Origin of the sequence: Bradyrhizobium sp. AZCC 2289 (assembly GCF_036924615.1) — a bacterium.
GTDB lineage: Bacteria > Pseudomonadota > Alphaproteobacteria > Rhizobiales > Xanthobacteraceae > Bradyrhizobium.
On record NZ_JAZHRY010000001.1, the window covers coordinates 407,607 to 433,065 of the forward strand.

Annotated in this window: 25 protein-coding genes and 4 pseudogenes; 6 read left to right on the forward strand and 23 right to left on the reverse strand. The window is 61.5% G+C overall.

Annotation, left to right across the window (positions count from 1 at the left end; translation table 11 throughout):
- Positions 1–72: 72 nt before the first annotated feature.
- The 3 genes and pseudogenes from V1289_RS02140 to V1289_RS02150 form a co-directional block, all read left to right on the forward strand.
- Positions 73–438 carry a response regulator transcription factor gene (locus V1289_RS02140; protein ID WP_334395432.1) on the forward strand — a complete coding sequence of 122 codons (366 nt, stop codon included), beginning with the start codon at positions 73–75 and terminating at the stop codon, positions 436–438.
- Between the two features lie 344 nt (positions 439–782).
- On the forward strand, positions 783–1,301 hold the full coding sequence (locus V1289_RS02145) for an inorganic diphosphatase (RefSeq protein ID WP_334395433.1): 519 nt from the start codon (positions 783–785) through the stop codon (positions 1,299–1,301).
- 29 nt (positions 1,302–1,330) lie between these two features.
- Positions 1,331–1,850 (forward strand): annotated as a pseudogene (locus V1289_RS02150) (helix-hairpin-helix domain-containing protein); the annotation flags it as partial.
- Positions 1,851–1,922: 72 nt separating this feature from the next.
- Here the strand turns inward: V1289_RS02150 and V1289_RS02155 are convergent.
- Complete coding sequence (locus V1289_RS02155) at positions 1,923–2,801, reverse strand: transglutaminase family protein (protein ID WP_334395434.1); 879 nt, start codon at positions 2,799–2,801, stop codon at positions 1,923–1,925.
- A 193-nt stretch (positions 2,802–2,994) separates the two neighbouring features.
- Between V1289_RS02155 and V1289_RS02160 the strand changes: the two genes are divergently transcribed.
- Positions 2,995–3,882 carry a transglutaminase-like domain-containing protein gene (locus tag V1289_RS02160; RefSeq protein WP_334395435.1) on the forward strand — a complete coding sequence of 296 codons (888 nt, stop codon included), beginning with the start codon at positions 2,995–2,997 and terminating at the stop codon, positions 3,880–3,882.
- A gap of 143 nt (positions 3,883–4,025) precedes the next feature.
- Here the strand turns inward: V1289_RS02160 and V1289_RS02165 are convergent, their stop codons facing one another.
- The 11 genes from V1289_RS02165 to V1289_RS02215 all read right to left on the reverse strand — a co-directional run bounded on the left by V1289_RS02165 (position 4,026) and on the right by V1289_RS02215 (position 12,172).
- Positions 4,026–4,244, reverse strand: coding sequence for a hypothetical protein (locus tag V1289_RS02165; RefSeq protein ID WP_334395436.1), 219 nt, complete (start codon positions 4,242–4,244; stop codon positions 4,026–4,028).
- 362 nt (positions 4,245–4,606) lie between these two features.
- Positions 4,607–5,098, reverse strand: a complete 492-nt coding sequence (locus tag V1289_RS02170; protein ID WP_334395437.1) for a YciE/YciF ferroxidase family protein — start codon at positions 5,096–5,098, stop codon at positions 4,607–4,609.
- A 98-nt stretch (positions 5,099–5,196) separates the two neighbouring features.
- Entirely contained in the window at positions 5,197–5,922 is a 726-nt protein-coding gene (locus tag V1289_RS02175) for a hypothetical protein (RefSeq protein WP_334395438.1), read from the reverse strand.
- The gene (locus V1289_RS02180; RefSeq protein WP_334395439.1) at positions 5,919–6,314 is read right to left on the reverse strand and encodes a phage holin family protein; all 396 of its coding nucleotides are present in this window, start codon (positions 6,312–6,314) and stop codon (positions 5,919–5,921) included. Before V1289_RS02180 ends, V1289_RS02175 begins: the two co-directional genes overlap by 4 nt.
- The gene (locus V1289_RS02185; RefSeq protein WP_334395440.1) at positions 6,311–6,853 is read right to left on the reverse strand and encodes a hypothetical protein; all 543 of its coding nucleotides are present in this window, start codon (positions 6,851–6,853) and stop codon (positions 6,311–6,313) included. The genes V1289_RS02180 and V1289_RS02185 overlap by 4 nt, the downstream gene beginning before the upstream one ends.
- On the reverse strand, positions 6,850–8,745 hold the full coding sequence (locus V1289_RS02190) for a YhjD/YihY/BrkB family envelope integrity protein (protein ID WP_334395441.1): 1,896 nt from the start codon (positions 8,743–8,745) through the stop codon (positions 6,850–6,852). Before V1289_RS02190 ends, V1289_RS02185 begins: the two co-directional genes overlap by 4 nt.
- Positions 8,746–8,912: 167 nt before the next feature.
- Positions 8,913–9,086 (reverse strand): hypothetical protein, encoded by a 174-nt coding sequence (locus V1289_RS02195; protein WP_334395442.1) that lies wholly within the window; start codon positions 9,084–9,086, stop codon positions 8,913–8,915.
- A gap of 266 nt (positions 9,087–9,352) precedes the next feature.
- The gene (locus V1289_RS02200; RefSeq protein WP_334395443.1) at positions 9,353–9,526 is read right to left on the reverse strand and encodes a DUF3606 domain-containing protein; all 174 of its coding nucleotides are present in this window, start codon (positions 9,524–9,526) and stop codon (positions 9,353–9,355) included.
- Positions 9,527–10,003: 477 nt separating this feature from the next.
- The gene (locus V1289_RS02205; protein ID WP_334407224.1) at positions 10,004–10,507 is read right to left on the reverse strand and encodes an MOSC domain-containing protein; all 504 of its coding nucleotides are present in this window, start codon (positions 10,505–10,507) and stop codon (positions 10,004–10,006) included.
- Between the two features lie 108 nt (positions 10,508–10,615).
- A complete protein-coding gene (locus V1289_RS02210) occupies positions 10,616–11,008 on the reverse strand; it encodes a PRC-barrel domain-containing protein (protein WP_334395444.1) in 393 nt (130 codons plus the stop codon).
- A gap of 42 nt (positions 11,009–11,050) precedes the next feature.
- The gene (locus V1289_RS02215; RefSeq protein WP_334407208.1) at positions 11,051–12,172 is read right to left on the reverse strand and encodes an IS630 family transposase; all 1,122 of its coding nucleotides are present in this window, start codon (positions 12,170–12,172) and stop codon (positions 11,051–11,053) included.
- A 369-nt stretch (positions 12,173–12,541) separates the two neighbouring features.
- On the opposite strand from V1289_RS02215, the pseudogene V1289_RS02220 reads away from it, so the two are divergent.
- Positions 12,542–12,980: pseudogene (locus tag V1289_RS02220) on the forward strand (DNA polymerase/3'-5' exonuclease PolX); the annotation flags it as partial.
- Between the two features lie 1,149 nt (positions 12,981–14,129).
- Here V1289_RS02220 and V1289_RS02225 read toward each other — a convergent pair.
- The 6 genes and pseudogenes from V1289_RS02225 to V1289_RS02255 form a co-directional block, all read right to left on the reverse strand.
- Positions 14,130–15,260, reverse strand: coding sequence for a glycosyltransferase family 4 protein (locus V1289_RS02225; protein WP_334395445.1), 1,131 nt, complete (start codon positions 15,258–15,260; stop codon positions 14,130–14,132).
- Between the two features lie 15 nt (positions 15,261–15,275).
- Positions 15,276–15,461, reverse strand: coding sequence for a hypothetical protein (locus V1289_RS02230; RefSeq protein WP_334395446.1), 186 nt, complete (start codon positions 15,459–15,461; stop codon positions 15,276–15,278).
- Positions 15,462–15,775: 314 nt separating this feature from the next.
- A complete protein-coding gene (locus V1289_RS02235) occupies positions 15,776–16,243 on the reverse strand; it encodes a carbohydrate porin (protein ID WP_334407226.1) in 468 nt (155 codons plus the stop codon).
- Between the two features lie 253 nt (positions 16,244–16,496).
- Positions 16,497–16,841, reverse strand: a complete 345-nt coding sequence (locus tag V1289_RS02240; RefSeq protein WP_334395447.1) for a DUF1236 domain-containing protein — start codon at positions 16,839–16,841, stop codon at positions 16,497–16,499.
- A 560-nt stretch (positions 16,842–17,401) separates the two neighbouring features.
- A pseudogene (locus tag V1289_RS02250) lies at positions 17,402–17,666 on the reverse strand (ROK family protein); the annotation flags it as partial.
- A gap of 76 nt (positions 17,667–17,742) precedes the next feature.
- Complete coding sequence (locus tag V1289_RS02255; RefSeq protein ID WP_334395448.1) at positions 17,743–17,934, reverse strand: hypothetical protein; 192 nt, start codon at positions 17,932–17,934, stop codon at positions 17,743–17,745.
- A 90-nt stretch (positions 17,935–18,024) separates the two neighbouring features.
- On the opposite strand from V1289_RS02255, the gene V1289_RS02260 reads away from it, so the two are divergent.
- On the forward strand, positions 18,025–18,540 hold the full coding sequence (locus V1289_RS02260; protein WP_334395449.1) for a YciE/YciF ferroxidase family protein: 516 nt from the start codon (positions 18,025–18,027) through the stop codon (positions 18,538–18,540).
- 14 nt (positions 18,541–18,554) lie between these two features.
- Here the strand turns inward: V1289_RS02260 and V1289_RS02265 are convergent, their stop codons facing one another.
- From V1289_RS02265 to V1289_RS02285, 5 genes and pseudogenes are all read right to left on the reverse strand, one after another.
- Positions 18,555–19,043 carry a DUF3147 family protein gene (locus tag V1289_RS02265; RefSeq protein WP_334395450.1) on the reverse strand — a complete coding sequence of 163 codons (489 nt, stop codon included), beginning with the start codon at positions 19,041–19,043 and terminating at the stop codon, positions 18,555–18,557.
- Positions 19,040–19,387, reverse strand: a complete 348-nt coding sequence (locus V1289_RS02270) for a DUF3147 family protein (RefSeq protein ID WP_334395451.1) — start codon at positions 19,385–19,387, stop codon at positions 19,040–19,042. The genes V1289_RS02265 and V1289_RS02270 overlap by 4 nt, the downstream gene beginning before the upstream one ends.
- A pseudogene (locus V1289_RS02275) lies at positions 19,384–19,782 on the reverse strand (cupin domain-containing protein); the annotation flags it as partial. The gene V1289_RS02270 and the pseudogene V1289_RS02275, both read right to left, overlap by 4 nt.
- Positions 19,776–20,378, reverse strand: a complete 603-nt coding sequence (locus V1289_RS02280) for a M10 family metallopeptidase C-terminal domain-containing protein (RefSeq protein WP_334395452.1) — start codon at positions 20,376–20,378, stop codon at positions 19,776–19,778. The gene V1289_RS02280 and the pseudogene V1289_RS02275, both read right to left, overlap by 7 nt.
- Entirely contained in the window at positions 20,266–24,243 is a 3,978-nt protein-coding gene (locus tag V1289_RS02285; protein ID WP_334395453.1) for a beta strand repeat-containing protein, read from the reverse strand. The genes V1289_RS02280 and V1289_RS02285 overlap by 113 nt, the downstream gene beginning before the upstream one ends.
- Positions 24,244–25,459 lie beyond the last annotated feature (1,216 nt).

Here is a 25,459-nt window from a genome sequence, read left to right on the forward strand (position 1 = left end):
TTCGACGCGAAGGAACCGCACCACGTTTCGGCCGTTCGATTCGTATCAGATTCAGGATGTTGAGGAGCCGCCGTGCGCATACTCGTCGTCGAGGACGACCCCCTTATCCGCGAATTGGTCGTCGAAGCGCTGCGGGAGGAAGGCTACGACGTGATCCACGCGAAGAACGGCGAAGATGCCCTGGCATGGTGCGGGCGGCAGGCCGCCGACGTGCTGGTTACCGACATCCAGCTACCCGGAAAGATCGACGGGTGGCAGGTCGCCGAACGCTGTCGCGAGCATGATCCCGGACTGCCGGTGATTTACGTGACCGGTTTCTCAGCGGTCCAGGCCCGGCCTGTCGCGGGCAGTCTGTCCTTGCAGAAGCCCTATCATCCAGAGGATCTCGTCAAGGCCGTGAAAGGGATGAGAAGGAAAAGTCGGGCCGCGCGGCATTGATATCGTCGGGCGGTTCTACCGACGGCGTGTGCGGGCACGTCCGCGCTTTCTGGAGCTCGCTCCGACCGCCGCGGTTGGTGTTCGAGAGAATTGGACGGAGGAAGAATGGCTACCAACAAACCGATTGGAGACAATGCCCGGAGAGGCGCTGTCCGGAAGCGCACCCAACTTCGCAGCAAGACCATGAGCGAAAGCACCTGGACCAAGCGCGACAAGAACACCGGTAGATTTCATGGATCAGAAGAAGGCGCCGGCGAACAAGAGGCGTCCGCCGCGAGAAGAAGGCGGGCTGACCGGCAAGGGATAGCGGCTGCGGAAAGGTCCGCAGCGAACCGCGAGTGCGCATGACGAACCTATTGACGATTCCGACATGGGCTGACGAACAGTACATTCACGCCGTGATCGAGACCCCGCGCGGTAGTAGCTGCAAGTTGGACTTCGATCCGGCGCTGCGCGTGTTCACGCTTGCCAAGCCCTTGATGACCGGCCTCACCTATCCGTACGACTGGGGCTTCATTCCGTCGACCAGGGCGGAAGACGGCGACCCACTCGACGTTCTGGTCATCCACGATGCGAAGACCTATCCCGGCGTGGTCCTTCGATGCAAACCCGTCGGGATCCTTGAGGTCCAGCAGAAGTCCAAGGGCAAGAAGGAGAGGAACGACCGTGTGTTCGCGGTTCCCGACCGCTCCCCTCTTGAGACCGATTTGCAGGATATCCGCCACCTTCCGTCCCGGGCACGCGAGGAGTTGGAACAGTTCTTCCGGACCACGAACGCGCTCGAGGACAAGAAGCTGGAATTCCTTGGGTGGCGTGGTCCCGCGCGCGCCATAAAAGCCATCAAGCGGCTGTCTCGGCAGTAAATCTGAAACACGATCCCCGGAAGGACAGGATGCCGAAGGCCGACGCACAGCAAGTAGTCAAGTTGCTTCGGGAATATGCCCAACGGACCGCGCTGCGCGGCGGCAATCCGTATCGAGCCAAGGCCTACTCCCGGGCAGCCGACAGCCTCACGGCACTCGCCGAACCCCTCAATAGCCTGATCGAGGACGAGCGGCTCATCGAAATCCCCCGCGTCGGGGAGGCCATCGCGGACATCATCACCAAGCTGCATCGTAAGGCACTCATCCCATTCTGGAGAAGCTCCGCAAGGAAGTCCCCGCCGGCGTGCTGGAGATGCTGACTGTTCCGGGGCTGCGACCAGAGAAGTGCTGCGGCTGTACAAGGACCTTGGTCTCGCCTCGTTTGCGGATCTGGAAGCCGCGGCGAAGGATGACCGCATCAAGAAGGCAAAGGGCCTGGGCGCGGCGTTGCAGACCAAGATCCTGCAGAATCTTGCGATCGCCAAGGGCGGCGAAGGTCGGCTTCACATGCATCGGGCGGCCGCCCTGCTGCAGCATAGCTGCCGAAGCTCGTCACCGACGACGACCTGCACGGCATCCTGCACTGCCACACGGACGCCTCCGGGTGGCGCCACCGGCTTCCTAGAGCGACGACTCTATCTTCACTTGCACACTCACATCCATTCCAAGCTCATCGTCTGGATCGCCCCAATAGCTGCCGGACAGCGGAACGGCCTGACTTGACGTGCGCGCGACACCGACACGGATCAGGTCGCGGTTGCCGACGATGCCGTTGGTGGGGTCGAACTCCACCCAGCCTGAGCCGGGAACATAGATCTGGCACCAAGCGTGCGTTGAACCTCCTCCCAGCCGGACCGGACTATCGCGATCGGGCACGGAGACATAACCCGTGACAAAGCGCGCGGCGAAGCCCAACGAGCGCGCCGCCTCCATCATGAGAAACGCAAAGTCCCTGCAGGTGCCTTCCTGACGCTCGATCGTCTCGCAAGCGGTTTGCATGCCGCGAGACGTGCGGCGCTTGTAGGAGAAGCTCTCCGCGATCGCTTCATTGAGAGTCATCAGGAGTTGTCCCGTGGGTCTGCTCGTCCCTCCGACAACGAACTTGTCGAGCCACTGCCCGACACCGGCATCTTCCGCGTGTTGGCGCCGGATATAGGGTGCGAGGTCCGGGAGTTCTTCGTCCTCGTAGCAGAAGGGGTGGTTGCGCGCGTATTCCTCGATACGAAAGTCGGGCGCATTCTCCGGCGTATGGTCGAGACGAATGGATGTCTCAAACCGCAGCAGGGTGGTTCTTTCGGCGAAGTCGACCAGGGTGACGCAGTTGCCGAAGGCATCGTGGATCCACCTGACCTCGGCGGGCATCGGTGCAACCTCCAAATGGCAATCGAGCAGTCTCTGGTCAAAACTGTCGCGCGGACGAAACATGAGCTGGTGCAGACCCGGCCGGACTGGAGTCTTGTAGCGATAGGTCGTGGTGTGGTGGACTGAGAATACCATCATAGGATGTCTACGTGCTTGCCGCGAATGTAACGCCGATCAGCTGTATGCGAAGCGTTTCCGATTCATGTCGTCGTGCCGGCGAGGCCCTCGCGATGGTGCCTTTAATTTTAGCAGGTTTGCCGGGAAGCGATAGGAACCGGAGCGCGGCCAACAGGTTTGTTGTCTTAGTCAACGAATCGGGAGGCAGGAAAACGTGAAGATCGAGGCCGGCTACGACATTGCTTTCAATTTCGCGCAGGAAGTTCCGATCGTGCTGATGCTGAGCGTGCACCCGTCACGTCAGCCTGACCTCCTGACCGAACACCGCATCGAGCTGTCGCCCCCGGTCAAATCGCGCAACTACCTGGATGCCTTCGGGAATATCTGCACCAGACTTGTGGCTCCGCGCGGTCTTCTCAAAGTTCGCAACCGCTTCGTCATCGCGGACAGCGGAATGCCGGATGTCTCCGCGCCCGAGGTCGCCCAGTGGGAGATCGATCGGCTCCCGAATGAGGCCTTAGTCTATCTGCTCGGCAGCCGCTACTGCGATACCCAGAAACTGAGCGATCTCGCCTGGTCGCTGTTCGGCAACATTCAGGGCGGATCGCAGCGTGTTCAGTCCGTCTGTGATTATGTCCATGATCGAATCGAATTCGGCTATCATCACGCGCGATGCGACCGCACGGCGGCGGAAGGCCACGAAGAGCGGATCGGGGTATGTAGAGATTTTGCCCACCTTGCGGTTACGCTGTGCCGCTGCATGAACATCCCCGCCCGCTATTGTACCGGCTATCTCGGCGATATCGGAGTGCCACGTGATCCGGCTCCCATGGACTTTAGCGCGTGGTTCGAAGTGTTTCTCGGCGGCAGATGGTACACGTTCGATGCTCGCCACAATCATCCGCGTATCGGCCGCATTCTCGTCGCGCGCGGACGCGACGCGGCCGACGTCGCAATTTCGACGACGTTTGGTCCCGGGCACCTCGCGAATTTCTCGGTCGTCACCGAGGAGCTATATGACGGTAGTGATGCTGCACGTGCGACCAGCCTAATTCCGGAACAGTCTAAGCCCGAGCCTTCGGCCATGCTCCAATTCGCCTGACGACAATCCGGCCGGCGGCGTGATATCCTTGATTACTTGATTGTCGAACCCAGCCATACGGCGCCTTTGCAATCGCGTCCCGGTCGTTACGCATTTCAGCCTTGAGCAATTGCTTCTGAATTTGCGTATTCGATCTCCGTTTCCTATTCGATCGCTCGAAAGGGAGTTCGCCTCGCACCATTCAGAATCTTGTCGAGCAACGAAGCCTGTCGTTCACCGACCTCGGCGAGATCTTGACCGTAAGAGACGAGACCGCCGTCCCGAACGATGAAGTCACCTTCGTACATGAATGGAATGCGGTGCGATCCGGCAAATTCGATAACACGCTTGCGGTTCAGGCCGGTCAGACCGTCGACCACCATAAATCCAGCATCCGGCCTTTCCCGATGTTAATAAGCATCCAAGAATCACCCCTCCACCGCTCAATACATCAATAGCTTAGCTCGCCGATCGGCGTCGGGACCCCAGGCCGATTAATAGACGACTCCTACGACTGTTGCCGGACGACGTGTTGAGCAAGATCAAGAGCCGGCCGAGGATGCGGCATTTTCTCTGGATCATCTCAGTGCGTCGCCTTGATGATTTCGGACGACTGCGAGGCATAGCAGGCGGCGGCCTCGTCAGTTCCTGTGCAGTTACGGCGCGCGTCGTTGTTTGCGTCAGCTCGAGTGCCGACGATTGGCCGCACCGGACGCGTTGAGCCGGCGATCCTGCGCCGGCTGCTTCATGCGGCCGCTCGGTAGTTGACAACTGTTTCAGCGATCTTGCTGAGTGTTTCGTCGGTCTTCTTTTCTTCAGCCAGCGTCTGATCGAGCAGCTTGATCGCCTCCGGCATGTTCAGCTTCTGAGCCCATGCCTTCAGCGTGCCATACCGCGAGATTTCGTAGTGTTCGACCGCCTGCGCCGCCGCCAACAGGCCGGCATCCAGCGCCGGCGTGCCGGCATACTTTTCCATGATCTCCTCGCCTTCATCGATGATACCTTCAATCGCGTCGCACTTCTTGCCGCGCGCGGCCTTCCCCAATAGCTCAAAGATGTTTTCCAGGCGCTCGACATGCGTCTCGGTCTCGTCGAGGTGCTGTTCGAAGGCAGCACGGAGGTCGTCCGAATTGGCAGCCTTTGCCATCTTGGGCAGAGCCTTCAATATCTGTTTTTCGGCATAGTAGATGTCCTTGAGCGTATCCAAGAACAATTCGTTCAGGTCCTTCTCTGCCATCGCACTCTCCTTGGGTTAGGTGTTGAAGAAACAACTTCCAGATCCTTCACGGATTTGCTCGGCGGCGCTAATTGGAGTGGCGAGCCACCGTAGCGGATTTAACGCGCCTTCAGGCTTTCCCGGACTGCATCCATTCCGCTACGGGCGGTCTCTTGCAACCGTTCCTGAGCTTCGGCGCCCATGTCTTCGACTTCGGCCTTGAGCGTATCAGAAGCCTCGCGCACGCTCCGGGACACCGCCCCGGCCCGGTCGTTCAGGTCCTCTTTGACGCTGTCGCTGAGCTCGCCGACCCATTCGTTTTCGAGATCGGACGCACTGAACGCACCCGCAACCGCGGCTCCAACCGCCAAGCCTATTGCGCCGAGTAGAAGCGGTTGTCTCTCGAGCAGATCCGAGAAAGCCGATTGGACTTGCGCGATCGTCTCCTTCCGGGGCAACACACCGCCGAGCTTGCCGAAGTTTTCCCGCGCATAGGCGACGCCCTCATCGAACCGGTCCTTGATCGCATCTGCTGCACTCGACACGGCATCCGACGCCGCGCCCTTGCCGTCGCGCAACGTGTCGCCCAAGTGCTGCGATGATCCGTGGTCCATTTCCGGAGCGGTCGGCGGACTGTTCGTGAATTTGGGCGCGTTCGGCCGCAGATTGGCGCCGATATCGGTGAGCGGTGCAGTTGCCGCACTCACCGAACTTGGCGTGGTCTTCAGCCTCTCGTTGCCCATCAAGAGCCACAGCGCACCTCCTCCGATAAGCGCGGCGGGAAGCGGGTTTTCGCGAACCGCCTCCCTGAGATTTTCCAAAAAGCCGGTTTCGGTGGAGCTCATCGGACCATTTCCTTCACGGTATCTTTGTCCTTTTCGAGCTGGCGCATCGTTTCGCGGGGCGCCAGATTCCGTGCGTCCAGCCGGTTCATGCCGACCGCGAACAGCACGCCGGCCAGTATCGCGGCAACGACCGCTGAGACAAGGTAGGAGATCGGCTGCGACCAGCCGCCAGCGATCAAGGCCGCCGACAGCGCAAACAGGGCCATGACGAGCGCCGGGATTATCAGGATAGCGCCCGCTGCGAAGAAGCCGACCGCCCAACCGACGTGCTGAACCTTCTCGCCGAGCTCGGCCTTGGCAAGATCGACCTCGTTCTGGAAGAGCTTGGCGAATTTCGAAAGCGAATCGCCCAGGAGGGTTGAGATCGTCCGAAGATCGGATTGCGTGTTCATGATGCATCCTCGCCTTGTGAGGATGAGTTCGGATTACCCGATGCCTTGATGAAACGAACGGCGGCAAAGCCGGCGAGCACCGAGAGCCCCAGGAACGCCGCGGGCTGCCGCTTTGCAAAGTTGGACGCGCCATCGACAAGGTCGCGGAAGGTCCCACTGCGGACTTTCTCGGCGGCATCTTCCACATAGTCGGCGGCGGAATTGATGCCGCGCGCGGCAAAGGGCGCGTCGCTCTCGAAAGCATGGGCGGCTTGCCGGATGTTGCCGGCAAAGCGGCTTGCGAAATCCGCTCCCGAGCGCTGCTGCTCCTCGGCTTTGTCCTGGAAGTGATCCGCGGCTCCCTCGGCCACATCCCTGGCGGCGTCGGCCGCCTCCTTGAACTTGTCGCGCGCGACGTCGGTTGACGCCCTAAGCGCATCGCCCGCGCGCTGCCTTACCTCTGCGCTGGCATCGGCCACCTGGTCCTTCAGATTTTGCGAGGAGATCGACTCTTGGCTCTGCGAAGACCCTTTCTGGGTATGGAGGTCAAAATCTCTCATGACGGTTTCTTTTCGGTTCGAGAAGGATTGAACGCCGCCGCCACGATGTCGTCGGCTGCTTCCTTCAGTCTTTCGGACATATCCTCGGTCATGCGGCTGGCATGTCTGCCGAGATCCGCATCCGATACGTTCTTCGCGGCGGCATCCGCCACTGATAGCACCGCGTCCTTGGCCGTCTCGAGCCCAGACTGGGCTGCTTCGCCCGCCGCGCGCTTCACAGTATCGCTCGCGTTGCCGATCGCGGCAGCTTCCGCCTTGGTGTCGGGAAGGGAAGCCGCGATGATCGCACCGATTGCAATCCCGAGGCCGCCAATCAGTGCGGCATTGTCGCGGAACACCTGGCGGACGGTTTCCGGCGCAGCGGTGGCCTTGTCACGTGCGGTTGAACGGGCCCGTTCGATCCTGTCTTTTGAGGCTTCAGAGGCGGCATCGATGCCCGCCCTCACCTTGTCGGCGGTCTGGGCCGCCCGATCTTTTAGGTCGCCGGCAAGTCCGGTGGCCCTGGCTTGGGCCTCGCTCGCGAGGTCGGCGGCCCGGCGGCCTGTCGCGGACACCGCATCCGGCGTATCCTCGCTGAAGGATTGAACCTTCTCGGCGGCTTCGCCAGTCATTTCCTTGGCCCTTTCGACCACCGGAGCCGCCACTTCTGCCGAGCGGGTGCGCACGGTCTTCGAGGTCAGGGCAAGGCCCGCGCCGATCAACAAAAGCGGTAGCGGAAAGCCCCGTGCCAGCCGCAGTGCGGGTACCGCGATGGCGGTTCCCGCGGCGACCGCTTGCATCGGGTTTTCCATGGCTTGCTGCTTTAGTATGTCCAGCCAGCCCTGGGTCTTGCGGCTCACGAATTCGGAAACCTCCGACTTGATGCCTTCCGGCGAGACCTTATAGCGGAGGTCTTCTGCGGTGTCGGTGATCCGCTCCCTCAGCCGATCGACGGTCGCCGCAAGCTGCGCGCGGCTGCGCTCGGACTCTCGCCTCAATTCCTCAACAGATCGCGTCATGGCCGTCACCGCCTTATCGTTGCTCGAAGACGAACTCACGCTCTGTTGAATCGTTCCTCCGAGAGTCTGGCGGTGTGGAGGCGCACGCTCGTCGGCGATGGCTTTGGTCAGTTCGGCGCCGAACAGGAAGATCTGCGCGGAATAGTAGGTCCAGAACATCAGGACGATCAGGGCGCCGGCCGCGCCGTAGGGCGAACTCGGTGCCGCTCGACCGAGATAGATTCCGATAAGCGACTTGCCGATGGTGAAGAGCACGGCTGTGACAAATGCGCCCAGTACCAGGTCGCGCCAGGGTATCGCCGTGTCCGGCAGGACCTTGTAGATCGCTGTGAACAGCAACGTGAAGATGGCCAGGGACACGACTGTGTTGAGGACCGCCAAGAGGATCTTGCCGGCGAATATACCCTGAAAGATATGCCCCAGAGCGGATAGACCGGCACTCGCCGCCAACGACACGACCAGCATGAAGCCGAGCGCCGCGACGAGCCCGAGGCTCGCGGCGCGGGTCCGGATCACGGAAAAAATCGGCTCGTCGATTGGCTTGGCCTTGAACGTCGCGTTCAGCGCCGTGTGCATCTCGCCGAAGACGCCTGAGGCCGCGATCAGGACAGCGAGCACGCCAAGGATCGTTGCGAGGGCCCCGGAGCCCGGGTCGCTCGACCGCTCAAGGATGGATTTGATGAAATCGCCACCTGCGGGGCCCAGGAGGTGGCCAAGTTCCTCGCTGATCGCAGCCCGCGCGGCGTCCTGGCCGAAGACGAGGCCGGCGATCGCAACGACGATGAGAAGCACTGGCGCGAGCGAGGTCGCGGCATAGAAGGCGATAGCCGCGCCGCGGCTCAAAGCATCGTTGGCCAGGAAGGCCGAGACCGCCGCTTTCAAGATTCGCCACAAGTGTCTCATTCCATCCTTCCGTGAGCTAGGCGCACAGCACGCGGCAACCGCCGGAAGCCCATTAAGGTTTCTTTGGTTTGGTGGGGCTTGATGTCGCTACCGCGACGGGCCGGCGCCAAGGAACGCCGCGAGTCGATCGGTGTCCCCGGAAGACAGACGCCGCGATTTTAGTCCTTCGGCTTGGCGTCTTCGCCCTCGCCCCGCGGCGGGTCACGCATGAGGCTCTTCCACTCTCGCGCGATCCGGAGCCACGCCTCGCGATCCAGATCGTGCCGAGCAAGTTGCGCCTGCTTCTCGGCTTCCTTTGCCTGCTGGCGGTAGTAGTCATCGTTCCGGGTCATCTTACGGAGGCAGTTCTGCCCGCATATGCGGGCGCAGTCAGAAATACGTGGGACAGAGAGCATTCAGCGCACCTCCGATAGGAACTCCCTTGGCGCCTCCCATCCCGCGCCGGCTGAGTGTGCTGAAACCCTCACATCATTCATCGGGCAACGCTCGCTGAAACGGCCCGTTCCGGATGGACGAGAAGCCTAGCTACGTGCAACTCGCCTACCGGCACCTTGGACGCAAAACCAAGTTAGCTGAAAGAAGGCTGCCCAGCGCCCCGTCAGGTCGTCAGTTCTTTCCGAACCGCCGACGCTGAATTTCCGACCTTGTCGATTGCTTCCTGAAGCTGCTCTCGCGTCACGCCGAGTTCCTTGGTCCAATACTTGACCTCGTAGTCCTCGTGCATGTTGATCTTGCTGCGATCCGGCTGATCCTTCTTCGTTAGGTTGTCCATCTATTGTTTCTCCCTTGAGCGCCCCGTGCGCGACGTCCTATCAGTTCTGAGTGGAGACCTTTGACCGCAAGCTCCTTTTATCACCGTCCCTACAGGACAAAAGCTGGACGCCTGACGCCTTGCGGTTTGCTCCTGCTCTGACGTCAAGGTCACCATCAACCTTTAGGATCATAACTCGGTCTCCATCCGGTCCCCGGAGCAGTTTCAACGAGAGGCGGGTATCTATGTTCCTTGTCGCGATAGAGCCGGCATCAGCAGTACTGGGAGCGCCCTGTCGATGCTAAAAGATGCGATCAACCTCAACTTCTTGAACGCGTTCAAGTGGCCGGGGGGAGAGGGGACGAAGGGGTGCTTACAAAGCGAAAAAGACCAGTCGCTCGCCGACCATAGTGCGGAAGTCGGCAACAACCGCGCAAAGGGGTGCTAAGGTGCGGTGTACAGCTCAGCGCGGCGCCTGATGGCAGTGGTTTGCCGCGCTCACGGCGCGTTCCGCACAGTGTCGCCTACCCTGACGATGCCACCGTCCAAGATTTTGCAGTAGAGCCCGGCGCGGTTGATCAGGTGTTTGGCGATCGCCTTGCCGGTGACCTTCTCAAGGTGCCGGCACGGCTCTGTAAGCCGGGTTGCTTCCAGCAGCGTTTCGCCGAGCCAGAAGCGGCGGCCAACCAGATGGTTCAGCGGCACGCCTTCGACCGTAACGTTGCGCCGATGCTCCTCCGGACCAAGGTCGACCTTGGCATCGCGCTTGAGCGCGACGAGCGTCTCGAACTCAAACAGTGTGATCTGCTGGTCCTCCAGACGCCGGTGCGAATAAAATCCCTCCGAGATCATGTAGCGATCGCCCTCGATCCCTCTACCAGCGATCAACGTGACCGACGACACCGCGCGCATCGGCAGAAACCCGCGCGGCGCGATATGAAGGAAGCGCACCACGCCACTCCGTCCCATTTGGGCAGATGTCTGCGCCGGTCTGCCGGCCATCTCCACCACCGCAAAGTCTCCCTCGGAAACGCAGCTTAGCGACCGGGCCGCCGGGCGTATAGAAACACGCCGGACGTGGCGCGTTTCTCCTTGGCGGCTTTCCTGGGGTTATTTGTTTTCCGGTACCCAGGTCGTGCTCGCCCGGTCATATTTGAAGCCGCGCGCGGCCTTCAGATCGTCTTTGGTCTCGTCGATCGTGAGCCACCACTTGTCATTTCTCTTAGCGGTCTTGACCGATGCGAACGGCACGATCACGTCTTTTTCCCCCGCTCCCAAAAACCCGCCCACTCCGACAACCAGTCCGGTGATTTTTCCGGACTTGTCGATAAGCACATCGTCGATGTCGCCGATCTTGGCTTCCTTCGGATCGTAAACGGCCTGCTTGTAGTAGTTCGTCACCGTCCAGCTTTCCGGAGGAGCCGATTTCATGGTCATCGTAGCCGCATAACTACCGGTGGCGATGGCCACCGACAACAGACAACCCGCAGCGAGTTTTTTCATCGAAATCTCCTAATTCAACCTACTAGTGGCTCTGCACAGTGATTATGACTCTTTGGAAGTAGCGGGATAGGCGCGGCCCATTTTGGTGCGGGCCTTGTCTGTTGTGAACATCCATTTGATGCGTGAGCGAGCAGCATTTCGCTGGCGTTCCCAGGCGGCGATTTCGCGGCGCAGTCGCTTGGGATCGTCGATCCTGCGATCCAGGCACTGGCCCCGCAGGACGCCGATCTCGATTTCAACCATGTTGAGCCAGCTTGCGTGCTTGGGGGTGTAGTGGAACTCGAGCCGTCGCAAAACCCGCCGGGCTTCGGCGGGCGGAAACGCCTGATACAGGGCGCCGGCAGAGTGGGTCGATAAATTGTCCTGAACGACCCGGATGGCCTCCGCATCGGGATAATGGATGTCGACGAGATCGCGCATGCATTGGGCGTAGTCTTCTGCCGCTCGCCGCTCGGTGACTTTGACCTTGCGCCAGGGACGATGCACGTCGAGGAGGACGAAGAGATTGACCGTGCCATTGCGACGATACTCGTAATCGTAACGTTCGAGCCGGCCGGGCTCGGCCGGGATGGGCTGACGGGCCTCGCCGATGAGTTGCACCGGGCTTTCGTCGAAGCACACCACCGGCCGCTTGGGGTCGGACGCCTCGGCGTAGAGGTCGAGCACGTCCTCCATGCGTGCGACGTATTCGCCATCGACCCGCGGAATGCACCACATGTCCTTGCGCCAGGGCTTGAGGCCATTTTCGGCCAGGCGCCGCCGAACCGTCTCATGCGACAGGCTCTTGTGTTCGGTGAGCTTGACCATCGCACCTGCCAGCAGCTTGAGCGTCCAGCGGGCACGGCCTTCTGGAGGGCTGGCGCAGGCTGTCGCCACCAGCAAGGCTTCTTCCTTGCCCGTGAGTTTGCGCTCCGCCCCGGGACGCGGCTCGTCGCTCAGCGCCCGCTCCAGATTGCCTTCGACGAAGCGTCGCTTGGTCCGGTACACGGTCGAGCCGCCCACGCCGACGCTCTTCGCGATCTCCTCGTCGCTGGCCCCGGCATAGGCGGCCAGCAAAATCTGCGCTCGCTTGAGCTTGCGAGACGCATGCTTGCCGCCGCTGAGCAGCGCCTTGAGTTCGATGCGCTCGATTTGGCTCAGTTCGACCCGATAGCGTACATTCATGCGTGCCTCCTCGTTCGAGGCACGCACAAACAACTGAATCGGATGGCCGGCGTGAGTCCTTCGGCAAAAACCTTCACGCCCAAACAGGGGCAGTACCTGGCCTTTATCCACCTCTATACGCGTCTGCACCGCAGACCCCCGGCGGAAACCGACATGCAAGAATACTTTCGCGTCAGCCCGCCTTCGGTTCACCAGATGGTGCTCACGCTTGAACGCGCCGGCCTCATCAGACGGCAGCCAAGGACACCTCGCAGCATCGAGGTCCTCGTTGATCCAAAACACCTGCCGGAGCTAACCTGACTGCCAGACGCAACCTGTCAAAATCACTGTGCAGAGCTACTAGCTGGCAACGGAAAACTCGTGCAGAAGTTCCTCGTGGCGAGCGTCCACAGCCGGTTCAAGCCCAACGCCGCAGACCGAGCGCCTGCTTCGGGCCCTCTCTAACCCGTACACCACGATCCTGGGTCACATGACCGGACGACAGCTTCAGCGCCGGCCGGGTTATGCGATCGATGTCGAGAAGGTGCTGCGTGCATGCGCCAAGCACGACGTCGCGGCAGAGATCAACGTACACCCGTGGCGCCTCGACCTGGACTGGCGCTGGCATCAGGCCGCGCTCGGTTTCGGCTGCATGATGAGCATCAATCCCGATGCCCACTCGATTCCGGAACTCGATCACATGCACTGGGGCGTCGAGATGGCGCGGAAGGCGGGCGTACCGGCGAGCCGCGTCCTAAACGCGATGAATTTGGCGGAAATTCAGCAATACCTAAAGCGCAGGCGCCGTCGATTTGCTCGCGCCGCTTGATAGCTGCGCCAGCATGCCGCGATCGTGCCTGTCGGCGCAGGCGTCGCTTTGATAGGCGATGCTTTTCTGCCTTTGTCATGCAGCTCAGGAGCTGAACGTCGCACGGCGCGGTGCGAACGCCCAAAAAGGCCGGGCGATCGTTGAGCAGCCCGGCCGAATCGATCGCCGCGGGCTACGCTACCTGCTCGATCCGGTGCCTCAACAGCGATTGCCCGTACATGGTCGAGGTCAGGCTAGATGCTCTGCCGGAGGACCAGCTCGCATTGAGCTCCATTTGCGCTGCAACTCGCGGCGACCGCCAACGTTGATGCGCGCTTCAACCGGGCGACTTCAGCGCTCCAGATTGTCCGAGAGAGGAAGGTGGCTCGATTATGCTCTCTGACGGTCCGCGCAAGACGTAGATGGTAACGGCAACAACAAGTGCAATGACAATAGCTGTCAGAGTGGCCCCGACCTTGGTACGACGTCGGTCTGCTCGACCCCTCATTGCCTCTGCTTTTGTCATCATCTTTTTCAAGCTCGGTCTCTTCCAAAAGGTTTCGTGCGAGTGAGAAATGGCAGACGAATTAGATATTTAATAACCGGCTTCAGAGCCGAGGGCCGAATGCCGAGCGGAGCAAATAGCTCACTGAAAGGATTCACCGATGCAAGGACTTCACGGTCGAGAATTGGACCCGGGGTACAGGATCCTTCGATACCCGGTGCGCCGTGTACAACTGCGCGGTGACGAACATCGAGACTGCCAGTGTGAGCGTCAGCAAAGCAGTTGCGAGCTGATAAGTCGCATTCATTTTCCAGTCCCACAAACTCAACGCAATTCAAATTCGGTTCAATCCGTTTGGTTCCTATGACCGGGAAGAAGTGGCACGACGGCCGCCTGACCTTTCGCCTGCGCGGGCCTCCGTGCAATTAAATCCCCAGGGCGGCAAAAATAAACGCGCCCTAGGCGAATTCGTCTGGCACGAGCACGACGACACCGATGACTTCCTTCCGTCGTCAATGGCACGCTCGACATCGAGCTAGGCGATCGGACGATGACCTTCGGCTCCGGGCAACTATACATAGTGCCCAGCGTCGGGCATCGTCCCGTGGCGAACTCGAGCCGAGCGGGATACCGAACACGGGGCTGCATCGCGCAAGACGGCTTGATCAGTCGATGTCGTGACAGAGTGGCGCATTACGCATTCCGTCTTCGCTCGTTGAGCTAGGGCGGAAAGCGGCGGTTTCCGCCTTACCGACAACCACCCTCTCCTTTTTGATATTAGAGAGCCCTTGGTAGTGGCGGAGATAATCCTCCGCCATCCGGCCCGCGGAGAATCTCTTTTCAAATTGCGCGCGCACCCGGCGCCGATCGAGCTCGCCGAGGCGTCCGATGGCCTCGATGGCTTCAGCTTCATTCGAAACAACAAAGCCCGTTATTCCGTCGTCAACCACTTCCGGCACGGAGCCGGAGCTAAATGCGATGACGGGCGTGCCGCAGGCCATCGCCTCGATCATGACAAGGCCGAACGGTTCGGGCCAATCGATCGGAAACAACAGGGCCGAGGCGCCGGCAAGAAATAGTTGCTTCGCCCTGTCATTGACCTCGCCAATCAGCTGGATTTTCTCTCCGTCGACCTGCGGCTCGAGCCGTTCCTTGAAATAGCCCCGCTCGCCCCGAGGCACCTTTGCCGCGATATGAAGCGGCATTTCGACGGCATGGGCGATACGAATGGCCGCTTCCGGTCCCTTTTCAACCGTGAGTCGGCCGAGGAAAGCGAGGTAAGAGCCTGCTTCGTAAGCAGATCTAAACAGATCGGGCGGCAGCCCGTGATACACCGTTCCAATCCAGTTCGCCTCCCGCAACGGGACGCGCTGATTGTCCGATATCGAAACGAAGGGAGCGGAAGGAAAGCGGCCGACCACGTCGGGAAATCCCGGCAAATCCATCCGCCCGTGACAGGTCGTCAAAAAGGGGACGCCGAGACGACTGAGCAGCGGCAGGTGCAGCCAGTCGATATGGGCGTGAACCACATCGAACTCGGACACCGTCCGTGCGATCTCTTCCAATAGCGCCGCCTGCATGGCCACCGGATCCGTGCGTGGACGGCCAAGGCGCAGGGCCCGAGGCCAAATGGCATTGAGCTGCGCTTTGGTGCACGAATCCCCGCTCGCAAACAGCGTCACCTCGTGGCCCCGGCTCACGAGTTCATCGACCAGCCATGCGACGACGCGCTCGGTGCCCCCGTAGAGCCTGGGAGGCACACTTTCAGCCAGAGGCGCTATCTGGGCAATTCGCATTTGGCTTTCCACTCATCAAGCTCCTGAACGATCGTATTTGATCGAGAGATCGAGCCAATCCTCGATCGTCGAACCCATTGCCCGTTCGAAGACGCGATCGTTTCCAGTTTTTCCCAACGCAATAAGTCGCAAGTGCCCTTGAAGTTTCTTTTCTCCAGCGATCCCCGCCGATGAAGGGACGTTCATCAACGGCCTGATCACCTCGCCCCCATCCTGGGGGGCTGCGGCGACTCTTTGAGGGCGCAAGTGGCGGATTAAAGCCGTCCGCTCGTTGAGCTATGGTCGACTGGGGCCGGCTCCAATCGGCCCTATGGGCTACGCCGTAACGCATGCAGTTGAAGGGAAAATTTCCAAGATGAAATCGCGGATGTATCTCACCGGCCCCGGATCACTGGCCGGCGCGGTGGCCGTCGTCCTTGCCGGCTCGTAACTGTTTGCGACAATCGGGTATTATGCTTCGCGCAACTTTCCTGGCCCTCCTGCGAATCCGGGATCGGAAGAGAACGGCGTGGACGTCACACAAGTCGAACGGCTATCGCACCCGGACACGGGACGACCTCAGAACTAAGCACGCTCCGCACCCCGAAGACCGACGCATCCTTCAATGGCTTGCCGGGAGCACGGCCCAATGGATCCGTCGCACCCCCGCCCGGATGGCGGATGAATTGAAAATTGGGCTGCAGCGTCCAGCCGGGACGGAGCTCATATTGATAAACCGTCGTCAGCAAAGCTTCGGAACCGCGCAGCGGCCAGGACGGTCCATAGAGCTGCGTGAAATCCGTATCGAGGGCTCGCGCTCGTCCGGAGACCCGTGCGAAGGCGCCAGCGATTCCGAACTTGTCGTGCGGCCGTCCGTTCTCAAGCCCGACGAACTCGACGCCGGCGTCGCCGTAAAGGTCGATCAGATTGCGATCAGGAGGGCTGTAGGAGATGCGCGCAAAAATCCCGATGCCGCGATCATCGTCTCTGCCGACCCGATAAATCTTCTGTTCGAAGACGGCCTAGACCCCATAGTCGCCGGACAACGGCGCCGGCATCGAAGCCGCCGGATCGGCGAGTGACAATCCGTTCACGCTGAAACGCTCGTCGGTAAAACCACGGAGAGAGAGAGAGAGAGAGAGAGAGAGAGAGAGAGAGAGAGAGAGAGAGAGAGAGAGAGAGAGAGAGAGAGAGAGGGCCGCTCGCCCAGAGCGGCCCTGCCTGATCCGGTCTAGGCTGATTAGCCGATTGGCCGGTTCAATCCACTTCCTGAACCACGGTTCGTGTGCCGGGATCAACCAGTATGACGCGGTCGCCAGAATAAACATACCGATACTTGGTGAGGGATGGCCCCCAATCAGCAGGCACAGCCTCAAGCTCGACATCGGTCGGCACCCGGCCGCCTACGACAATCTTTTCCTTCGTCTGAACGGGATGTACCTTATGCTCGGTGACGTACGTTTTGATTTTGGTCCGATACTCAGGCTCGATTTGAACTGTGCCACTCGCTGTCCCTGTAGTGGTCACGGTAGTGCTGGTTTGAGCGAGAGCCGTTGTCGCAGCCAAACTAGCCGCCGTCGCAAGTAATATCAGCTTCTTCATGGGTTTCTCCTGGGCCGCAGAAGTGCGGCCAAAAATAACGATCTCACCGCCTTGACGTTCCTCAACCAGTTGGCGGATCTTTGTGCCTCCGATGTCGACGGCAAGGATGGAGTCACGCGCTGCTCAGCTTCATACGCTCCCACCAACTGAAAGCAAAACGCATTTAAGCGTGCCCTGTTCCTTACGAGGCCAAGGACAATTCCTGTTCAGTCCTAAAACGTTGGTCGGAAGCGATAGCCTTGTTGGCAAGAAGCAATCGGCAATCGACGTCTCTCGCCCTGTCCAACCATGACTTCGATGGTATCGAGCAGATGACGAGCCGCCCTGTCGGGATTCCCGAGTTCGCCCGTTGCCGCCAAGTAATCCCAGGCAATCTGGAAGGAGTTCTCGACCAGTCGTGGTAGCGTCTCGATCATCCAGGGCAAACGCCGTTTGGTGCGCCCCGTTCCTTTCGACAGGCCCTTGAAGGAACATGCCCGGTGCAAACCCTCAAAGGTGATATCCCGATATTCAACATCGGCAATGAATACGGGCTGTATCAAGCGGCCTTGGGTTTCCTGATCGGTTAGTGAGCCGACCAGGATGGCGTCGACCACCTTCTTGCCGATCTTTTCGGACGGCTCCTCCCCGAACGGATCTTCACCAGATTTGCGCAGCGGTTTCCGCCACTTCTCGAGGATGTCCCGGAAAGCCCTTGCTGGCGCGGTCCCCCAGGAATCCTTCCTCGTTCTTCAGTTCGATATTGAAGCTGTCGACTTCCACCGAAGGAAGGCGGGAGGCGCCGTGAGCCGCGATGCCGGTGGTCGTGATCGTTTCGTCGGTCATTCTGAACCTTGAACAAGCCGCGGCAAACGGGCGGTCTGCATAAACTCGTGTCATGGAACCCGGTTCCTCCGCGAGCTCAGCTTGGCCTCACCGGGTGGAGGGTCCGAGGGTGACCGTCGTGCAGCAGGCGCGCAAACTGCTCGCGCTCCATGTCGTGTCCCCTCATCGCCGTCTCGAACAAGGCTACCTGTATGTCGCGCGGCATGTCGTCCCATACGTCCAGAGCGGCCCGTCCCAGCAAGCTGGCGAAGCGGTCCTGTCCATGCATCTCGATTCTCCCGAATGTCCTGATCATGGAGAGGAACTGCGGTCGACCAGTGGCGTTCCATTGCCTATTGTTGGAAAGGAGACGTCGGATATGGGAATCTTCACCAAGGACATAAAATCGATGGAGGACCTGCTGATCCATGGTCTGCAGGACATCTACTACGCCGAGCAGCAAATCATCAAATCGCTTCCCACGATGATCGAAAAGGCGACCAACCGCGATCTCGTCGCCGGGCTGAAAGGCCATCTCGAAGAGACCAACAAGCAGGTCGAGCGGCTTCAGAAAGTCTTCGAGAAGCTCGGCAAGCAGCCCACCGGGACGCAGTGTCCGGCGATCGATGGCATCATCAAGGAGGCCGACGAAACTGCTGGCGAGATCGAGGACAAGGCGGTGCTGGACGCCGCTATCGTCGCGAATGCGCAGGCTGTCGAGCACTACGAAATGTGCCGTTACGGGACGCTGATCGCATGGGCTGAAGAGCTAGGTCATGATGAGATCGTGCGTTTTCTCACAACTAACCTGAACGAGGAGAAGGCGGCGAATACCAAGCTTAATACGGTGGCGCTGCGCAAGGGCGTCAACGCGAAGGCTTCGACCGCAGCCTGATGCCGGTGGTTTCATCAACCGTGGCGGCTTCGCGAAATTGCGCAGCCGCTACTTTTTGTTGAGATCCGGGCCCTCCGCGCTGGTCGCACCTTGCGCCGCGCGTACGAGGCCGCCACCGAAGCGACCAACCATGCAAGCGACGCGCCGATAAAGGCAGCCGGGATGCTGCTTTCCACCGTCAACGAAAAGGCAAACGCGAAGGCCAACATGCCAAGTGCGCCAAGCGCGGCGCCGGCGGCATCGAGCGCGGCCGCCTTCTGCCCGCGGCGCTCGCCGGCAACGCCCGCTTCGCGCTTGCGACGGGTTTCATGTTTCTCGATCAGCGTCGCGCTTGCACAGAAGATGGCAGGAAGAGCGAGAAAGAGGCCACCGATGGACGCTCCATAGCGGCTACTGATGAGGCCGGTGAAGACCGTCGCGGCGCCGCCCAGCGCGAAGCGGATCAGGTATTCGTACCAGTGGCCTTCCCGCAGCGATGACGGCGAAAAACGGATCGGCGTCATATCTGCCCTCCGACGAGGGCCAGCAAGCCAAAGGCGACAATCAGCCAGACGAAAAGCGATAACAACGTAGCTGGCGTTGCTCGCAGCTGCGCCCGGACAAGGAGATGGCAGACGACGACGCTATAGACGGCGAGTGCAACCGCTCCAGCAACCATCGCCTGGCTTTGCAGGGCTGCGTAATCGGCTCCATGCCGGTACACGGCGATGCCGAGCGTGGCGAGTGCGACTGAGGGCGCTGCTGCGAACAGACCAGCGAAGCTCTTCGGACGCAAAACGTCTCCCAGCATCGCAAACGCCGATACCACGACGCCGCCGACAAGGAAGCGGACGACGTACTCGGTCATTTCGCTTTCTTCCAGAGTTTCGATAGCGGCCCGCCGGTTCCGTAGACCGGATCCTTCCGCGGCAGGGGCACCTTCGGGATGGTCTTGAGCGCGCGCGAACGGTCTTCCACGGTCGTACACTCATCGTAGGTACCGGCTGGCGGGTAGGCGCCGATGACGAGGAAGTCGTCGGCCGCAGACAGACATTGGTGGCCTGTGCCGGCCGGCAGGATGGCGACGTCGCCGGCCTTGAACGTGAAGATTCGACCATTCCTGCCGCCGAAGCGGACGCGCCCCTTGCCGCGTGCAATGCCCAGCACCTCATGGATCCTGGAATGGTAGTGCACATAGTCGTAGATGCCGTCGCGCCAACTGTCCCCCCATCCGTTCGCTTCGAACAGGTCCTCGATCACAGATTGTTGACCGTTACAGACTGGACAGTGCTGTTCAACCCGCTGATGGCTGAGAAGTCGATCTTGTCCGAACCATGCGTAAAGTCGCTGATGGTGTCGAATTTACCGGAACCCGGCTGCGAGTCGGTGATCGCGGTGTACTTGAAAGTATCGTTGCCGGTGCCCCCGCTGAAGCTGTCGCCGCCAGCCCCGCCAACGAACGTGTCGTTGCCGGCTCCGCCTTTGAACGTATCACTACCCTTCGTGCCATCGACGTACGAGAAATTGTAGGGGTTAACGAAAAGTCCCGTGAGATCGAGGGCGTTGTTGCCCGGCGTGACGTTGATAGCCTTGATGTCGGCCGTCGCCACCGCGGTATGCCCGAGACTGTCCGTGACCGTGTAGTTGAAGAACACGTCGGGGGCTTGGACGTTACCGCCAGAAACGACATTTTTATCAACCGTAAGGTGCAGGATACCGCTGGCGTCTTCCGTCACCGTGTAGCCGCTAGCGAGCGTGCCATCGGCATAATGGACTGATGGCTGTACTCGCGGCCTGGCCGCTGCTGTTGAACAACGCATTAGCTCCGAGATGGATTCCGCCAGACGGCGAAGAGTCATTCGCAAGCAGGTCTTTCGTGAACGTATCATCCCACGTTGAGCCTTCCGAGATGACGAACCTTTCCCCGTTCGCCGAGACCGGACTGGTGTTGACAGTCACATCGATGGTCCCGGTCGTATCGGCATGCAAGCTGCCTTCTGTCACCTGGGCATCGACCGTGAGCGTAAAGTGCTGGGTGGTCCCAGTCTCTGTGAGGGTGAGACCGGTGAGATCAGTTTGTGTCAGGGTGTAACTGCCATCCAGGTTGTGAACGCCGTGGTTGAGCGTCGTGCCAGCCGGTAGCCCGGATATGTTGATCACGAATGTTGCGTCTGGATCGACCTCCGACGGCGCGGACTGGATATAGATCGGGATTGCCGTGTTCTGATTGCCGGAAACGCTGCCGGTGTGCTGATCGCCGCTCAGGCTGCTGTTTAGGTCGAGAGTTGGCGCTTCAGGGAGCGGGTTGACGATCAACGTGGTCGAGGTCGAGCCTGCCGCCGAGACAGCCGAGCCGTCATGGGCGACCGCCGAAACTCCGACCGACACATTGCCTTCGAACTCGGTCGCCGGTGTCAGGCCGCCGAGATTGGCCGCGGAAGTCGCGGACAAGGTGAAGACGCCGCCGCCAACGGCGGTCACGCCGGTGCCGTGCAGCGTCGCGCCATTCGACAGCGTCACCGTTACAACCACGGAATCGTCGACATTCTCGAACAGGTTGGCGGCGTTGGTCAGCCCGATCGTCAGATTGCTGGTGCCGTCCTCGTTGATAGTCGACGCCGAGGCGGTGACCACCGGTACATCCGCAACCGGGTTGACGATCAGCGTGGTCGAGGTCGAGCCTGCCGCCGAGACAGCCGAGCCGTCATGGGCGACCGCCGAAACTCCGACCGACACATTGCCTTCGAACTCGGTCGCCGGGGTGATGGTCAGGCCGCCGAGATTGGCCGCGGAAGTCGCGGACAAGGTGAAGACGCCGCCGCCAACGGCGGTAACGCCGGTGCCGTGCAGCGTCGCGCCATTCGACAGCGTCACCGTTACAACCACGGAATCGTCGCCGTTCTCGAACAGGTCGGCGGCGTTGGCGAGCGTGATCGTCAGCGCGCTGCTGCCGTCCTCGTTGATGGTCGCCGCCGAGGCGGTGACCACCGGTACATCCGCAACCGGGTTGACGATCAGCGTGGTCGAGGTCGAGCCTGCCGCCGAGACAGCCGCGCCGTCATGGGCGGTGGCGGAAACCCCGACCGTCACGGTGCCCTCGAACTCGTGGGCCGGCGTGATGGTGAGGCCGCTGAGGTCGGAGACGGAATGCGCGGTCAGGGTGAAGACGCCGCCGCCCTGGTCGGTGACACCGGTGCCGTGCAGCGTGGCGCCATCCGACAGCGTCACGGTCAGGGTGACGGAATCGTCGCCGTTCTCGAACAGGTCGGCGGCGTTGGCGAGCGTGATGGTCAGCGTGCTCGAAGTGTCTTCGTTGACGGTGGTCGCCGAGGCGGTCACCTCCGGCACATCCGCAACCGGGCTGACCGTCAGGTTGGTCGAGGTCGAGCCGATCGTGGAGTCGACCGCGCCGTCATGGGCGACGGCGGAAACCCCGACCGTCATGGTGCCCTCGAACTCGTGGGCCGGCGTGATGGTGAGGCCGTTGAGGTCGGCCGCGGAATGCGCGGTCAGCGTGAAGGTTCCGGGACCCGTGTTGGTGACGCCGGTGCCGTTGAGCGTGGCGCCATCCGACAGCGTCACCTGCACGGTGACGGAGTCGTCGATGTTCTCGAACAGACCGCTGGCGTTGGCGAGCGTGATCGTCAGCGCGCTGCTGCCGTCCTCGTTGATGGTGGTCGCCGAGGCCGAAACGTCGGGCTGATCCGCGACCGGGTTGACCGTCAGGTTGGTCGAGGTCGAGCCGATCGTGGAGTCGGCCGCACCGTCATGGGCGGTGGCGGAAACCCCGACCGTCACGGTGCCTTCGAACTCGTGGGCCGGCGTGATGGTCAGGCCGGCCAGGTCGGTCGCGTAGCTGCCGTTGTGGGCGGTCAGCTGGAACACGCCGCCACCGAGGCTGCTGACGCCGCTGCCGTTGAGCGTGGCGCCATCCGACAGCGTCACCTGCACGGTGACGGAATCGTCGCCGTTCTCGAACAGGTCGGCGGCGTTGTTAAGCGTGATCGTCAGCGCGCTGCTGCCGTCCTCGTTGATGGTCGCCGCCGAGGCGGTGACCACCGGTACATCCGCAACCGGGCTGACGATCAGCGTGGTCGAGGTCGAGCCTGCCGCCGAGACAGCCGCGCCGTCATGGGCGGTGGCGGAAACCCCGACCGTCACGGTGCCCTCGAACTCGTGGGCCGGCGTGATGGTGAGGCCGTTGAGGTCGGCCGCGGAATGCGCGGTCAGCGTGAAGGTTCCGGGACCCGTGTTGGTGACGCCGGTGCCGTTGAGCGTGGCGCCATCCGACAGCGTCACCTGCACGGTGACGGAGTCGTCGATGTTCTCGAACAGACCGCTGGCGTTGTTGAGCGTGATCGTCAGCGCGCTGCTGCCGTCCTCGTTGATGGTGGTCGCCGAGGCCGAAACGTCGGGCTGATCCGCAACCGGGCTGACCGTCAGGTTGGTCGAGGTCGAGCCGATCGTGGAGTCGACCGCGCCGTCATGGGCGACGGCGGAAACCCCGACCGTCACGGTGCCCTCGAACTCGTGGGCCGGCGTGATGGTGAGGCCGTTGAGGTCGGCCGCGGAATGCGCGGTCAGCGTGAAGGTTCCGGGACCCGTGTTGGTGACGCCGGTGCCGTTGAGCGTGGCGCCATCCGACAGCGTCACCTGCACGGTGACGGAGTCGTCGATGTTCTCGAACAGACCGCTGGCGTTGGCGAGCGTGATCGTCAGCGCGCTGCTGCCGTCCTCGTTGATGGTGGTCGCCGAGGCCGAAACGTCGGGCTGATCCGCGACCGGGTTGACCGTCAGGTTGGTCGAGGTCGAGCCGATCGTGGAGTCGGCCGCACCGTCATGGGCGGTGGCGGAAACCCCGACCGTCACGGTGCCTTCGAACTCGTGGGCCGGCGTGATGGTCAGGCCGGCCAGGTCGGTCGCGTAGCTGCCGTTGTGGGCGGTCAGCTGGAACACGCCGCCACCGAGGCTGCTGACGCCGCTGCCGTTGAGCGTGGCGCCATCCGACAGCGTCACCTGCACGGTGACGGAATCGTCGCCGTTCTCGAACAGGTCGGCGGCGTTGTTAAGCGTGATCGTCAGCGCGCTGCTGCCGTCCTCGTTGATGGTGGTCGCCGAGGCCGAAACGTCGGGCTGATCCGCAAACGGACTGACCGTCAGGTTGGTTGAGGTCGAGCCTGCCGCCGAAACGGCGCTGCCGTCATGGGCGATCGCCGAAACTCCGACCGACACATTGCCCTCGAACTCGGAGGCCGGCGTGATGGTCAGGCCGTTGAGGTCGGCCGCGGAATGCGCGGTCAGGGTGAAGACGCCGCCGCCCTGGTCGGTGACACCCGTGCCGTGCAGCGTGGCGCCATTCGACAGCGTCACGGTCAGCGCGACGGAATCGTCGCCGTTCACGAACAGGTCGCCGGCGTTGGTCAGCCCGATCGTCAGCGCGCTGCTGCCGCCCTCGTTGATGGTCGCCGCCGAGGCGGTGACCACCGGCAGATCGGCGACCGGGTTGACGGTGAGCGTGGTCGAGGCGCTGCCTGGCGCCGAGACGGCCGCGTCGTCATGGGCGACGGCCGAAACTCCGACGTGCACGGTGCCCTCGAACTCGCTCGCCGGCGTGATGGTCAGGCCGCTGAGATTGGCCGCGGAGGTCGCGGTCAGGGTGAAGACGCCGCCGCCCTGGTCGGTGACACCGGTGCCGTGCAGCGTGGCGCCATTCGACAGCGTCACGGTCAGCGCGACGGAATCGTCGCCGTTCTCGAACAGGTCGCCGGCGTTGGTTCAGCCCGATCGTCAGCGCGCTGCTGCCGTCCTCGTTGATGGTCGCCGCCGAGGCGGTGACCACCGGCACATCCGCGACCGGATTGACGGTCACGTTGATCGTGCCGACGGTCTGGGCTTGTTCCCCCAATGTAGTATTGGCGGCTGTCACTGAAAGTTGAAAGGTGCCTTCAAATTCTAACTTCGGCGCAATAGTCAGACCGGAAAGTGTCCAACCGGTGATGTTGACCGAGCTGACGCCGTCACCGGTAAAGGAATTACCGTGACCATCGCTCAGAATTGCGCCAACTGGGACACCAGAAACCGCAATCGATAGAACGTCGTCGTTGTCTCCCGCCGCGCTAATTGGAATTGAGATCGAAGAATTCTCGGAGCCCGATAGCGTTACCGTCGACTGACTGTTTGGAGTGCCGAGGTCAACGTCCAGCGTCGGCGGCTCTGCACCGGCGTTGACGGTTAGCGCATAGTTATGAGTGGTGGTTGCGGCTTCGGCGCCGGTCGTTGTCGCCGCGATCGACAGATTGAATGTGCCGGTCGTTTCACCCGCGGTGAAATGAAGCGCGTTGAACTGCGCCGCCGTGCCGCTCCAGGTCCCGCTCGCAGCCGTGTAGGTGCCACCGCTAAAACTGGCCTGGCTCAAATCGGTCGGCAGACCGGTGATCGTCACATTGCCCAGCGCGTCGTCGTTGTCCGACACCGCGTCGGTCGTACCCAGCGTGACTGAGCCGCCTTCGCTCACTGTCTGAGCGAAGGTCCCGCCCAGAACAGGACCCTCCGGAACCGGGTTCACGGTCAGCACATAGGCATGGGTCGTGGTTGCGGCTTCGGCGCCCGTCGTTGTCGCCGCGATCGACAGATTGAATGTGCCGGTCGTTTCACCCGCGGTGAAATGAAGCGCGTTGAACTGCGCCGCCGTGCCGCTCCAGGTCCCGCTCGCAGCCGTGTAGGTGCCACCGCTAAAACTGGCTTGACTCAAATCGGTCGGCAGACCGGTGATCGTCACATTGCCCAGCGCGTCGTCGTTGTCCGACACCGCGTCAGTCGTACCCAGCGTGACTGAGCCGCCTTCGCTCACTGTCTGAGCGAAGGTCCCGCCCAGAACAGGACCCTCCGGAACCGGGTTCACGGTCAGCACATAGGCATGGGTCGTGGTTGCGGCTTCGGC

What these genes read in the sequence shown, in the direction of transcription:
- V1289_RS02210 (WP_334395444.1), bottom strand. Translation starts at nt 11,008, where the DNA reads ATGAAAAAACTCGCTGCGGGTTGTCTGTTGTCGGTGGCCATCGCCACC.
- V1289_RS02165 (WP_334395436.1), bottom strand. Translation starts at nt 4,244, where the DNA reads ATGGTGGTCGACGGTCTGACCGGCCTGAACCGCAAGCGTGTTATCGAA.
- V1289_RS02145 (WP_334395433.1), top strand. Translation starts at nt 783, where the DNA reads ATGACGAACCTATTGACGATTCCGACATGGGCTGACGAACAGTACATT.
- V1289_RS02280 (WP_334395452.1), bottom strand. Translation starts at nt 20,378, where the DNA reads ATGACTCTTCGCCGTCTGGCGGAATCCATCTCGGAGCTAATGCGTTGT.
- V1289_RS02260 (WP_334395449.1), top strand. Translation starts at nt 18,025, where the DNA reads ATGGGAATCTTCACCAAGGACATAAAATCGATGGAGGACCTGCTGATC.
- V1289_RS02180 (WP_334395439.1), bottom strand. Translation starts at nt 6,314, where the DNA reads ATGAACACGCAATCCGATCTTCGGACGATCTCAACCCTCCTGGGCGAT.
- V1289_RS02175 (WP_334395438.1), bottom strand. Translation starts at nt 5,922, where the DNA reads ATGAGCTCCACCGAAACCGGCTTTTTGGAAAATCTCAGGGAGGCGGTT.
- V1289_RS02200 (WP_334395443.1), bottom strand. Translation starts at nt 9,526, where the DNA reads ATGGACAACCTAACGAAGAAGGATCAGCCGGATCGCAGCAAGATCAAC.
- V1289_RS02170 (WP_334395437.1), bottom strand. Translation starts at nt 5,098, where the DNA reads ATGGCAGAGAAGGACCTGAACGAATTGTTCTTGGATACGCTCAAGGAC.
- V1289_RS02270 (WP_334395451.1), bottom strand. Translation starts at nt 19,387, where the DNA reads ATGACCGAGTACGTCGTCCGCTTCCTTGTCGGCGGCGTCGTGGTATCG.
- V1289_RS02185 (WP_334395440.1), bottom strand. Translation starts at nt 6,853, where the DNA reads ATGAGAGATTTTGACCTCCATACCCAGAAAGGGTCTTCGCAGAGCCAA.
- V1289_RS02195 (WP_334395442.1), bottom strand. Translation starts at nt 9,086, where the DNA reads ATGACCCGGAACGATGACTACTACCGCCAGCAGGCAAAGGAAGCCGAG.
- V1289_RS02215 (WP_334407208.1), bottom strand. Translation starts at nt 12,172, where the DNA reads ATGAATGTACGCTATCGGGTCGAACTGAGCCAAATCGAGCGCATCGAA.
- V1289_RS02255 (WP_334395448.1), bottom strand. Translation starts at nt 17,934, where the DNA reads ATGCATGGACAGGACCGCTTCGCCAGCTTGCTGGGACGGGCCGCTCTG.
- V1289_RS02155 (WP_334395434.1), bottom strand. Translation starts at nt 2,801, where the DNA reads ATGATGGTATTCTCAGTCCACCACACCACGACCTATCGCTACAAGACT.
- V1289_RS02265 (WP_334395450.1), bottom strand. Translation starts at nt 19,043, where the DNA reads ATGACGCCGATCCGTTTTTCGCCGTCATCGCTGCGGGAAGGCCACTGG.
- V1289_RS02205 (WP_334407224.1), bottom strand. Translation starts at nt 10,507, where the DNA reads ATGGCCGGCAGACCGGCGCAGACATCTGCCCAAATGGGACGGAGTGGC.
- V1289_RS02225 (WP_334395445.1), bottom strand. Translation starts at nt 15,260, where the DNA reads ATGCGAATTGCCCAGATAGCGCCTCTGGCTGAAAGTGTGCCTCCCAGG.
- V1289_RS02240 (WP_334395447.1), bottom strand. Translation starts at nt 16,841, where the DNA reads ATGAAGAAGCTGATATTACTTGCGACGGCGGCTAGTTTGGCTGCGACA.